The 12,502-nt window shown below is 41.6% G+C and carries 9 protein-coding genes; 2 read left to right on the forward strand and 7 right to left on the reverse strand.

What is annotated here, in order from left to right; translation table 11 throughout:
• Window positions 1–146 precede the first annotated feature (146 nt).
• The gene (gene truC / locus AAEY94_RS14040) at window positions 147–953 is read right to left on the reverse strand and encodes a tRNA pseudouridine(65) synthase TruC (protein ID WP_192115300.1); all 807 of its coding nucleotides are present in this window, start codon (window positions 951–953) and stop codon (window positions 147–149) included.
• 160 nt (window positions 954–1,113) lie between these two features.
• Window positions 1,114–1,476, reverse strand: coding sequence for a YqcC family protein (locus AAEY94_RS14045; protein ID WP_101086623.1), 363 nt, complete (start codon window positions 1,474–1,476; stop codon window positions 1,114–1,116).
• A gap of 48 nt (window positions 1,477–1,524) precedes the next feature.
• Here AAEY94_RS14045 and AAEY94_RS14050 point away from each other — a divergent pair, with 48 nt between their 5' ends.
• Both AAEY94_RS14050 and AAEY94_RS14055 read left to right on the forward strand, forming a co-directional pair.
• Window positions 1,525–2,538 (forward strand): DUF3549 family protein, encoded by a 1,014-nt coding sequence (locus AAEY94_RS14050; protein ID WP_101086622.1) that lies wholly within the window; start codon window positions 1,525–1,527, stop codon window positions 2,536–2,538.
• Window positions 2,535–2,921: a DUF3301 domain-containing protein gene (locus AAEY94_RS14055; RefSeq protein ID WP_101086621.1), complete on the forward strand. Its 387-nt coding sequence runs from the start codon at window positions 2,535–2,537 to the stop codon at window positions 2,919–2,921. Before AAEY94_RS14050 ends, AAEY94_RS14055 begins: the two co-directional genes overlap by 4 nt.
• Before the next feature lie 83 nt (window positions 2,922–3,004).
• Here the strand turns inward: AAEY94_RS14055 and AAEY94_RS14060 are convergent, their stop codons facing one another.
• The 5 genes from AAEY94_RS14060 to AAEY94_RS14080 all read right to left on the reverse strand — a co-directional run bounded on the left by AAEY94_RS14060 (window position 3,005) and on the right by AAEY94_RS14080 (window position 12,365).
• The gene (locus tag AAEY94_RS14060) at window positions 3,005–3,712 is read right to left on the reverse strand and encodes a hypothetical protein (protein WP_101086620.1); all 708 of its coding nucleotides are present in this window, start codon (window positions 3,710–3,712) and stop codon (window positions 3,005–3,007) included.
• An 863-nt stretch (window positions 3,713–4,575) separates the two neighbouring features.
• Window positions 4,576–5,622 (reverse strand): oxidoreductase, encoded by a 1,047-nt coding sequence (locus tag AAEY94_RS14065; protein WP_350979081.1) that lies wholly within the window; start codon window positions 5,620–5,622, stop codon window positions 4,576–4,578.
• A gap of 569 nt (window positions 5,623–6,191) precedes the next feature.
• Window positions 6,192–7,943 (reverse strand): PTS glucose transporter subunit IIBC, encoded by a 1,752-nt coding sequence (ptsG, locus tag AAEY94_RS14070; protein WP_350979082.1) that lies wholly within the window; start codon window positions 7,941–7,943, stop codon window positions 6,192–6,194.
• Between the two features lie 37 nt (window positions 7,944–7,980).
• Entirely contained in the window at window positions 7,981–10,572 is a 2,592-nt protein-coding gene (gene ptsP / locus AAEY94_RS14075; protein WP_197708429.1) for a phosphoenolpyruvate--protein phosphotransferase, read from the reverse strand.
• 497 nt (window positions 10,573–11,069) lie between these two features.
• Window positions 11,070–12,365 (reverse strand): carbohydrate porin, encoded by a 1,296-nt coding sequence (locus tag AAEY94_RS14080; protein WP_101086617.1) that lies wholly within the window; start codon window positions 12,363–12,365, stop codon window positions 11,070–11,072.
• Window positions 12,366–12,502 lie beyond the last annotated feature (137 nt).

The following is a 12,502-nucleotide window of genomic DNA, read 5'->3' on the forward strand; positions in this document are numbered from 1 at the left end:
AGCAGAAAGCGAAGACTAAAACTACAACATAAATTCGCCCACATTCGTCGTAACTATTATTTCCACATCGAACAAAAGCAGCACGAACCTATACCGCATATCCCCGAATTTGAAAAGCTTAAAGCCTTGCTTGCAGACCGAATGAATTAACTTAACAATATACTTGGCATTGAGGATAATTGATCATCATCCCAGCCAAATGCGTTAAAAACATTCAACCATTCAGCTTCTAACTCTGTTTCAATATGCATTGCTTGCTGGGTTACCGGATGCACAAACTGCAGGCTTTTTGCAATCAACCACAAACGGTTAATACCGAAATGTTCGCGAAAGAACTTATTTTGTTTACCATCGCCATGGGTTGTATCACCAACAATTGGATGACGTAAATGTGCCATATGACGACGTAATTGATGCTTGCGGCCTGTATGAGGGCTTAATCTTACCAAACCGTATCGGCTGGAAGGATAACGACCAGAACTAAACGGTATTTCGGTATTCAATAATGGTTGATAATCCGTCACGGCTTCTTGTGCGGCTTTGTTGGGATCAACATGCTTATCGCCTAAATCATCAAATTCCTGTTTTAGGGCATAATCTAGCGTGCCAGACTCATGCATATTGCCACGGACTATGGCTAAGTAGTGTTTTTTGATACTGTGATCAGCAAATTGCTCACATAATGCCCGAGCCACCTCACTAGACTTGGCAAACAGCAATACTCCGGATGTTGGTCTATCTAGGCGGTGCACCGGAAAAACATGGCAGCCCACTAAATCACGAGTCATCTGCATCGCAAAAAAACGCTCTCTACGGGCTAAATAACTACGATGAACCAACAAACCAGCAGGCTTATGGATAGCAACTAGGTGCTCGTCTTCAAATAGAATGTCGATATGGGGAGGTTGTAAATCACTGTCTAATTCAGTATCTGCAGTAGAGGTCTCATCCATGTATTCTGAGCCTATTGGTTCACATAAGTCATCGTTATCTAATGAGTATTCAGCATCGTTATCTTTTAAGATCATTTGTTATCACTTTACTTATTTTGTATTGGCCAACTCAGTATTGGCTTAATTTTTTTGTTGGAATGTGGTGGTGTTTGTCATTCGCTTAACGCTGACTGAGCAAAGTATCAAATTGTTGTAATTGAGCAATCAGAACATCACCATAGTGCATACCTTGCCACACATGCTCGGCCATAGGCGCTAATGCCATATTGGTCGGTAAAGGTTGTCGTTGCGCAATAAGCTCGGTCATCTTTGGAATAAAAATAAACTGCAACCATTGCTCGAATGCCATTACATCACAGCAAAAAGGTGCAGTACTCGCCATAACAGATGCAGGAGGTGAGATATCAGACCATAGCTGAAATTCCTTAAGCAATTGTTCTAATTTAACTAAATAATTTTGACTGGCTAAATAAAGCATAAAAATGAACGACAACATAAAGGCTAAGTCGGAGTATGATATCATTTAGCCCATTGAATACCCATCCAACTTCTTTGATTTAGTGACGACCCCATGACCGAGATAACCACCTTAAGCCAGTTTCTGACGACCGCAAATACACAATTCCAAATATACGATTTAGGTCGCCGAGTGCAACATATCGATATGTTAGCTTTTCAGCAAATTGATTCTTTACTGGCACCGTATCCTTATCCTATTCAAGGCCATGCACAGTTTGCTATCGTATTTTGGCAACAAGAACAATTACCTTATATTTGGTTTGTAAAGTTACCTCTAGATGAGCAAGGTTTATTATCACCTGCGCCTCGAACTCAGTTTATTAAAATGATTTTAGAAGCCCTAGGTCGTAATCCAACCCAAGCATTAACCGATGTACAGCAAGAACAATTAGCCAATCATCCTTTCAGCTTTAAGCCTAATCAGCACAAACTGGCGTTATTTAATGCATTGGTCAGACTTCAGCTTGGTCAACCCGCATCGAGCCAATATGAATTTGCTACGCAGTATTTGTCTGGCCAAGCAGCGCAAAACACATGGCCACTACTGGGTTTACAAGGTTTAGCCGATATTTGCGTTCGCGCACATCAATTCAACCATCTTGATGACATTATAAATGCACTTGATAATGCACCTATTGAAGTGCAAGCCGCCCTTTGCCAATGCTTAGAACACATTAATATTGATAAACGCCTTGCCGAGTACTTATTTAATCAATTAGAACAAGCTGAAGACCATATAAAAGTAATGTATTTAGCGGCATTAGCATCTGATGTTCAATACAGTACGACAGCCATTAACCAGCTCAATGAACAACAACATTTAGACGACAACACGCTAATAACAATTGCTGCACGTAACTGGTTAGCGTTAAAAGATGATGCCACTCGTAAACACTATTTAGAAGCGCTAGCAAAACAGCCTCAGCACTTCTTTAATCAAGTATTTGCTGATATCGTGGCAATACCCAGCTTACGTTCTGGATTATTAGCCGACTTAAGACATCCAGACAGAAGCGTTCAATTAGCAACCGCAATTGGCGGATTATTTAGAGCTACCAGCCTATGATGACTGATTTTTTATTAATTGTTGCTTTAGTTGTCGTTGCTGCTTTTTTTTGGCAACTTCGACAAATGGCAGAATTAAGCCGAACGATTACAGAGCAAGCCTGTAAAAAGCAAAACGTACAACTACTGGCTATTGCAATGGAATCAGCCCGTCCAAGTATTGGTGGCAGTACTGGCATTTGTTGGAAAGCAACATTCATGTTCGAGTTTAGCACCGATGGTATTAACCAATATCGCGGCCATATTTTAATGCATGGTAATCGAGCCAAAAAAATTGAATGGCCAATTTTCCCTGAACCAGAATGGATGGATGCACCAATGGCGAGCGGTAAATTTGGCAGTTGTGGCAGCAGTAAAAGCTGTGATTCTGGTAAATGCCACTAATATCATTATTTATTAGTCGATGTTGAATCAAAAAAAACGCTATTTTTCAAAAAAATAGCGTTTTTTATTGCCATAAAATGCAATTAAGTTTGTGGATTGTTGAGGATTTTATAATCGCTGTAGGTAACAGTTTGAACACTGTCGAGTGACTTAAAAATTGCCGCTGTACCCATTATAGTGGTTGATGTATGAGCTGGCATCACTAATCCCTCAAACACATCAAAACTTAACTCTAATTCAAATTTAGTTAACGTAACTGAAAACGCAGGATTTAACTCGTCAGTATTTTTGATGAGAATTTTACGTAAATGCTTGGATGTTTTATCCAAATAAAGCACGCCTGCTAATACGTTATTGTCTAGCTCATCAATATTGGGTGTAAACGTAAATGACATATTATTGTCATCCTCACCGACAAAAACCAATGTCGACAAATCAATTAAATCAGAAAACGCTAATTCATAGCTAGTTTCGTCTTTATCTTCATGCAGATCTTGTTGACGTTCTCGGTATTCAGTTAAGCGCTTTTTACCAGGAGTATCACCATTTTCAGACACCAAACTCCAACGTTCAGTTTCAGTTAAAGATGCATTGAATTGTTCAATACGTGTCATGTCTGGCATCACTGTTTGCTGTGAATACTGCCAAAGCACCTTGGTACCGTCATTATTACTATTAAGATCGCTGAACGCTTGCTCAACCCATTGCTGTTGTTCTTCGCTCACGGCTGCATTGGCGTTATAGCAAACGAATGAAAAACCTACCAATAGTGCAACTTTAAACCCTTTCATGCTATCTCCTTATACAATGGTGAGTTAGATGTTGTGTACTTAAATGAGGTACTCAAACCCTACACATAGGCACTTTACAATTGGACAACATATCACTACAAAGTTCCATTGCTCTGAAAAAAACCAAAAGAAAGGCCGCGACAGTAACTGTCGCGGCCTCTTTATCTCTTGTTAAGCTTTCCAGCTATAAATGTGCTCCCTGCACCATCCATGCGTATCACTTGCTTCCTGCTCTATCCTTGTTCAATCCTTGATGTTCCTTGTACAATTAAGTACTTTCCATCTTACTCGATTATCCTTTTACCGAGCCTGCTCCATCCTGAGCGTGTCCTTATATCATCCATGAAATTCTTAACGTATCCTGTCGCAAATCATTTGCGTAGAATCTTGCATCCATTGCACACTATCATCCTGATAATGTTATAAAACTCGCTTAATCCGCTATTGCGTCCATTGAGCAAGTTTAACGTTTCATCCTGAAACTCAATACCGTCCGTTATTTCCATATACTCATGGTCTTCCAAGACCTCTTTACTACCTTGTAATATTCCCGTCCTAGGAACGAGATAAATAATAATTCATTTACCTCTACGTAAACAGGTACCTCTAAATGATTAAAATACCTCACAGATAACACAAAATTAAATAAACTTTACAATCAATAACTTAAATATTCAGGAGAAATATTAACCCGTAATAAGGTGATTCGGCTCACACACTTTGTGAGATATATCTCACAAAGTGTGTAGCAGAAAAGGTAAACAACAAGTTAACGATTTTTATATCCACTACACAACATAAGTTAATTTATAATCGAGCAAGTATTCTTGCTCGAAAATAATATAAAAATTTAGTGCGTATACTCAGAGATCAAACACTTTCAACTTACGACCTTCTTCAGCACTGGCAATGCCGAGTCCAATAAGTCTCATGACCAAAAGGGCCTGCTCTGCCGTTACTGGATTTGGGCTGCCAAGACAAATCGCATCGCGAATGCCTTCATAATATGCTTGGTAATTGCCTGGTGTCGTTATGATGTCTTGCTCGATAATCGCGTCTTTGTGTTTCAGCGATAATTTGCAAGAAAGTGGATCGTTTCCCCACCCCGGAGTTCCAGGCTGCTGACCTGACTTAAGCGCATTCTCCTGCGTATCAAGACCAAACTTAGTAAAGCTGCCACTAGTGCCATGCACTGTCATACGTGGGCCAGGGTTAGCAACCAATGCACTACCATGAAGAATTACCCGCATTTCGTCATATCCCAGCACGGCATGAAACCAGTCATCTGCGACTGCTCCATCACGTTGTTGAGCCAGGTCTAACCACATTGTTTTTGGTGTACCAAACAACTGCAGTGCCTGATCGAGTAAATGCGATCCCAAGTCAAACCACAAACCTCCGCCTAGAGCAGCCGACTCACGCCAGCGCGTTTGAACTTCAGGCCTATAGCGGTCAAAGTGTGATTCAAAATGTGTCACACGGCCTAGTGAACCTTCGCGCAACACCTTCTGTAACGTCAAAAAATCGGAATCCCAACGGCGATTATGAAATACTGATAGCAGCCGATCATATTGATGAGCGAGTTTAATAAGCTCCTTACCTTCACTAGTAGTGAGAGTGAATGGCTTATCCAAAACTACGTGCTTACCGGCTGCTAGAGCCGCTGCCGCAAGAGGAAAATGCGTATCATTGGGAGTTGGAATAACCACCAAATCTATATCAGCGCAGGAAAATAACTCTTCGGGGGATGAGAACACAGCCAAATCAGGTTGGTCTATATGCACCTTTGCCGGATTGCTGGAGGATATTGCGGCGAGTTGTAGGCCCGATACAGCCTTAATCAATGGTGCATGAAACGTTTTTGCGGCATAGCCGTAACCAACGATGCCTGTTTTGAGTATCTTTGTCATAAATTAATTCCTAGCATGAGCAACCAAAAATTTGATCATCGTCACTACCTATAAAAATTGCTCTATTTTGTAAATTCCGTTACATAACAATTTGCTGACCGAAGTGTTAATATTATAAAAATGAATCTGCCTTATTTATGTAAATACATTTTTAACCTGTCGGAGTCACAATACCACTCCATAAATATTGTAGTTTGTAAAACTTCAGACTGGGGGGTTCTAGTGGTGTGAGGTATCGATAATTTAATGTTAGAACGTTGTCTTTATTACTGACACCCGGCAACTTACCAACAAGCTTACAAAGTCTTCAAACCATTTAAATCAATTTTTCAATAACTTACCCTCACCCGCTTCGGTGGGTTCATCGACATATTACTCATATAAACCTTGAGTATAAAATTATTAAAAAGCCCCATCATTTCTGATGAGGCTTTTTCTGTTCTACGCTAATCGAACACTGTCCTAAAAAGCCTTTTCAAATTCAATTGTTGGCTATTCAACATGTGGTCAATACTGTCATCATATTTTAATACTCATATATCTGACTGAATCACCTCTTCTTAACAGCTTCAGTCGGCAAAAGTCTCATTTAACACGCTGGCTAGTCCTGTTGTATTCATACTAAAAATTAAATGAACCAAGTTCGGATTTAAAACCAACACAGCTTCAATGCCATGGGCTTGAAGGGCGGTACTGTCTAATAGACTGGCATCTTTCACTTCTAAGCGTAAGCGATTATCGGCAATAGCACGACATGAACTCACGTCACCCAATAGTGGCAGGATGGCTTGAGCTTGCTCGCGATCCTTTGCTGAAATGTTAACCGTTGCGGTTGCTATTACAGGCGTGGGAGTCGCAGCAAGATAGCCACCTGACGCGAGCATTTCATCAATTTCGGTACGTGACACTTCGGCGATAGTCCCCACAATAGCTTGTACCGCACTTCCCGAAATCAACACGCCACTGGCGCCTAACTGCTTCAATCTAGCTTGATCCACTTTACTGGTATCGCGCACATCCATCCGTAAGCGGGTAATACAAGAATCCACATTGACTAGGTTCTCTGGTCCGCCGAAGGCTTCGATATAGTTACGCGCTCTTTCTGTCCCTTCTGATGAAACGATCTCTAATTCAACATCCATTCGACCTGGCGTTTTCAAGTCGAACTTCAAAATTAAGAATCTAAACACCACGTAATACAAAGCCGCATAAATGAGACCTAACACCACCAGCAACCAGATTTTTTGCGAATGACCTGAAAGAACAAGAAAATCGATCAAACCGTGTGAGAAAGAGGTTCCATGAACAACACCAAACATATTTACTAGCACATAAGCAAGACCAGCCATTAACGCATGTACTACATAAAGTAATGGTGCGGCAAATAAGAATGCAAACTCAATGGGTTCAGTAATTCCGGTTAAAAATGCGGTTAACGCTGCCGAAATCATGATACTACCGACCATGACACGATTTTCTGGGCGCGCAGTATGCCAAATCGCCATTGCAGCAGCAGGTAAACCAAACATTTTAAACAAATAACCTCCCGCAAGTTGACCGAAGCCATTACCAGCAGCTCGACTCGCATCGTCTGCTTGCAAATAACACGTCAGTACGCCAGTTGCAGGTTTACCTAAACTGTCAACACAATTGCCCGCTTCGAAGAAGAAAGGTACGTTCCATACATGGTGTAAACCGGCTGGAATTAACGAACGCTCAACCACACCATAAATACCAAAAGCTAATGTTGGATTTTGATATGCCGCCCAATGGGAAAATGCAGCAATAGCATTGCCTATCGGAGGCCAAATGAACGATAAGATAACTCCCGCAAAGATCGCTCCAAAACCAGTAATAATAGGCACACTTCGTTTACCTGAGAAGAATCCAAGATATGAAGGTAATTGAATTTTAAAGAAACGGTTAAAGGTCGCTGCAGCAATAGCACCGGCAATCATACCGCCAAACACGCCCACATCAGTACCAGGTTCAAGTACGCCGATGGTTTTAACCATGATGGCATATCCCACTAAGGCCGCCATAGCAGCCACACCATCATTTTTAGCAAATCCTAACGCGATACCTATCGCGAATAGCAATCCCATATTGCTAAAAATGGCTTCGCCCGCTTGTACCATTAACACATTGACGATATCGGGGAGCACACTAAAACCTGCGCTCCCAACGCCTAATAAGATACCCGCCACGGGTAATACGGAAACCGGCAACATGACCGATTTGCCCACTTTTTGTAAAACCGAAAATGCGCCACTCATCATAGCCTTCTTCGGTTTAGCTGCTGTTATTGTTTTAGATGTCATAATACAACCTTAGAAATTTTAATAGATTACCAAGTGATCAACGTTTTTCAATATCGCCTTTAACGGCAAGTAACGTATTAGGATCTCGCATTAATGCTCGAACATCTTTGGCATCTGCACAGCTCATCGCTTTAGCAGCGATAAGCTGACACGCTTGCTGATTTAAATGACGCACTTGATGCTTCACTTCTGGAATTGAAGGCACACTCACAGACAGTTCATCAATACCTAAGCCGACCAAAATAGGCACAGCATCTTTTTCGCCGGCCAATCCACCACAAATGCCAGCCCATTTACCTTTGGCATGCGCGGCCTTAACCGTCATATCGATCAGGCGTAATACTGCAGGATGCAATCCATCAGCAATGGCGGCTAACTTAGGGTGTCCACGATCAATCGCTAAGGTATATTGAGTCAAATCATTAGTACCAATAGAGAAAAAGTCGACATGTTCAGCCAACACATCTGCCATTACGGCTGCCGATGGCACTTCAATCATGATGCCAATTTGGATCCCACTAATATCGATAGCCAATTTTTCGGCTTCTTCTTTTACAACTTGTTTGGCTAACTTAAGCTCAAACAAAGATGCTACCATCGGGAACATAATGCGTAAGTTTCCTGCACCAGCCGCTTTCAATAGTGCGCGAACTTGTTGTCGTAATACTGCAGGCTTATCTAAACCAACACGGATACCACGTTCACCGAGAAATGGATTATCTTCTTTAGGCAAAGGTAAATAGGCTAACGGCTTATCTCCTCCTACATCTAACGTACGCACAACTAAAGGACGCTGTCCTAACGTTTGCAATACCGCACGATAGACTTGTTCCTGATCATCCTCTGAAGGTGCAACTGATTGGTCTTGATAAAGGAATTCAGAACGCAATAAACCAACCGCTTCGCCTCCCATTTCAACTAATTTTTGGGCATCACTGACTTTAGCGATATTGCCGGCAATTTCAAATCGCACTCCATCTAAGGTAACGGCTGTCTCATCTTTGTGCGCTAAAGCCAAGGCTTTCTGCTGCTCAGCGGCATTTTTAATCACATCAAGTTGCGCCATTTCAGCTTCTGTTGGCGACAATAATAGATAACCTTTTGCTGTATCGAGTAACACCTCAGTACCGTGCAAGGTCATGATCTTAGCTTCAACACCAGCCATAGCAGCAATACCCATTGCTCTAGCTAAAATAGCACTGTGGCTCGATGCCCCTCCTAAAGTGGTGCAAATTCCTTTAACAAATGCGGGGTTTAGTTTGGCTGTATCTGAAGGGGTTAAATCTTTGGCGACTAAAATGGTATTTTCAGGGAGTTCAGCCGGAATAGTATCTTGAGACAATCCCGCCATAATACGTGAAACTCGATTACCAACGTCGATAAGGTCTGTTGCTCGTCCTGCGAGTAATGGGTTGTCCATTCCAGCAAGTTTGTCCGCTTGGCGACAAATACTTTTACTCCAGGCATAAGGGGCCGACTTACCTTGCTGTAATTCAATAATACAGTCATCGTACAAATCAGGATCTGACATTAGCTCTTGGTGGGCCACAAAAATATCGGCTTTTTGCCCCATATCCTTGTTATGCAGCTCTTCAACCAGTTCGACTAAGGTTTGATTAGCCACCTTCATTGCATCGTCTAAAGTTTGCTGTTCAACCTGTGCATCGTCGGCAAAAGTGTCAAACTTAGGCACTTCAGCTTTAATCACGTATAAACGCCCTTTAACTTGACCGGGAGATGCCTCCACACCAATCAGCTGACGTGGATCTTGGCTCGTTTGTAGTAGTAGTGATGGTTCGGAAAAAGGATCGAAGTCGCTTTTAACGTTCTTAGTCACAAGTGAAGCATCGGCGCCCTCTTCACCTAAACCAGTGCTTATCGCCTCAGATAATGCTGCTATTGCCGCTTGCTGATCTTTACCTTTAGCGAGAATAACAATCTGCTCACCAAAAGCGATGTCTAACCCCATAAGACCAACCACACTTCGAGCATTTGCTTGCTTGCCTGCTTTATCAATCATCACGTCACAGTCAAATGCTTTAATCGCAGTGACAATGGCAGCAGCAGGCCGAGCATGAATACCGGTTGGATTAATAACCACTATTGGCGCAGAACTGACCATGTCATCTGACTTTGTTACAGCACGAACTGCCGCTGATACCTCTGCACTAAATAACAGATCGCCCGCGTTGACAAATTGTTCAGTCGTTGGTGTTAATGTAATAATTCTGGTCATATCCGTGAGCAGTATGACGGTACGCAAACTTTTTACACCGCAACCCACTTTATCTAAATCCAGCTCAATCAGTGGCGTTTTAGCTTTTACAGCATCACCCACTTTCACTAATGCCTTAAATCCTTCGCCTTTCAATTTAACGGTATCGACACCTATATGAAGCAGAATTTCGATGCCAGTCGCCGTTAATAAAGTCACGGCATGCTTAGAAGGATGTATTTGAGTAACGGTGGCGTCACATGGGGCGTGAAGAATGTTTTCTGTAGGGTCTATCGCTAATCCATCACCCACCATCTTTTGGGAAAATGCGGCATCAGGAACCTGACTCAGTGGACAGCACACCCCCGTAAAAGGGGCCAGCAACTGAATTGTGGTTGAAGTTTTTTTATTCATTGGAACTCCGAATTAAACACTTAACTGCATAATATTAATGTTTTTTATTTTTTGCAGTGAAAATAGTAAAAATGAAAAGCTGCTGCTTACATGATTACTCACTACTCCCTTATCAATCTGACTATTAGCACAACTAAATGAACGTTTTTAAGGAGACCAACGATTGCCACTCCTTAATGTGTAGGGACGACGATATTCTTTAGGTAAATATCACGGATAATCGCAGTGAATACCTTAGTGATCTGGCACTAATTTACCAAAGGTAAGATGTGATGTCCCAACCAGATCTCCGAGATATGACATTGGTAACAAAATTACTTAATTGTTACCAACATCCCAAAACGTTAACAACCCCCAGCGCAGATTGAAAACGTTACCTCTGTATTTAGCCTTGCGTTTATTCATCTATAATCGAATCTAAAACATCTACAATAACGGTTACTTATATTAGCGTTAATTTAAGCTGTTTTAGAGTGCATGTTGTATTTCAGCTTTAGTTAAAATGCAATATCACCTTTGAGAGTGACAACCCAAGCATCATTATTCTCACTGATACCACCTGGATTATGTATGTACTGAATTTCAGGACGAATAGCAGAATACTTAGTCACTTGAAATTTGTAATAGCTAGCAATGACCGTCTCTGTTTCCTGGATAGGCATATAAAGTGCGTGATTGTCATTATAAAGCTGAGCGCTATCAGCTATGCTATCGTTCACATGTAGGTATTTAGCGGCTAAGCCCCATTTATCTGTCGGACGAGCAGCAAATGGACCTTGATAATTCACCCCTAATGCCAATGATTTATCCACAGTAGTGATATCTTGATCGTTCAACGTCCCCATAAGGAACACACTAAGACCGCGGACAGAATCACCATCTACAGCAGTAACCTGTTGCTCTGCGACAAAATAAGCGCCAGCTTTACTGTCATGTTGACGTGCTTTGCCACCATCAATAATCAAGGGATTACCATCTTGATTGTAGTAAAGATCTTCACCTCCAACGGTATCATGCCAATAACCCAGTTTATAAGTACCTGGTAAGTCATTGAGGTTGGGCATCCAAGCAAGTTCTACAGGAATCGTCACTCCCAAAGTGCCATGAGGACTGCCCAAATTAAGATTTTGACTGTTTTTAAGCCAGCTTGGGTTCATTTGGTAAACCCCGGTCTTTACATACCATTCTGGCGCTAGCTGATACTTGACGACACCCGCCCATTGGCTTATAGGCCAGTTGTAAACCGTGGAATTAACATTACCGAATTGGGATCCACAGAATCCAAGATAGGCAAATTCACATTGGAAAGCACCAAATTCAGCGCCAACATTCATACGGCCTAACTTAATATTGAGGTCGCCACTAAGTAGTTTTTGCTCATAATAAAACTCAGAAATACGGGTCACTCTGCCGCGGCCAAACACTTCTATAGATTGCATTAACTGGCCGATTTCAGCTTGATCATTAATATTCTGGCTCTGCCCACCCCTATTGGTCAGTGACAAATGGAAGTTGGCATCGGACAAGTCTAATAATTTTTCGAGGTCGAAGTTAACACCAAGAACGGTTTGATCTGCATAACTAGTGGCATGATGTTGGCCACCTGTTAAGTTGCCTCCGGTTTCGAAGGTATAACCTAAGCTAACGTCGATACCGGCATTATGCATCTGGCTTCGGATACCACCAATATCACCGAACAAATAGTTATCCGCGGAGAAATTTTCGGCTTGTACTGAACTACTGCAAATAATTAACAGTACTGAGGCTGTTATGAGAGAATTTATACTTTTCATTGAATACTTCTTTTAGTCAATTGGAAAGCGCAATGCATCGTCAAAAATAAATGCACTATTTGATGTAGCAAAATCGTTATTTTGTTTAAAAAAAATAGTAATTACAAAACGAGAATACAGTAATTAATTTACATACC

The sequence above is a fragment of the Shewanella sp. AC34-MNA-CIBAN-0136 genome (genome assembly GCF_040309945.1).
In the GTDB taxonomy this organism is placed as follows: Bacteria; Pseudomonadota; Gammaproteobacteria; order Enterobacterales; family Shewanellaceae; genus Shewanella.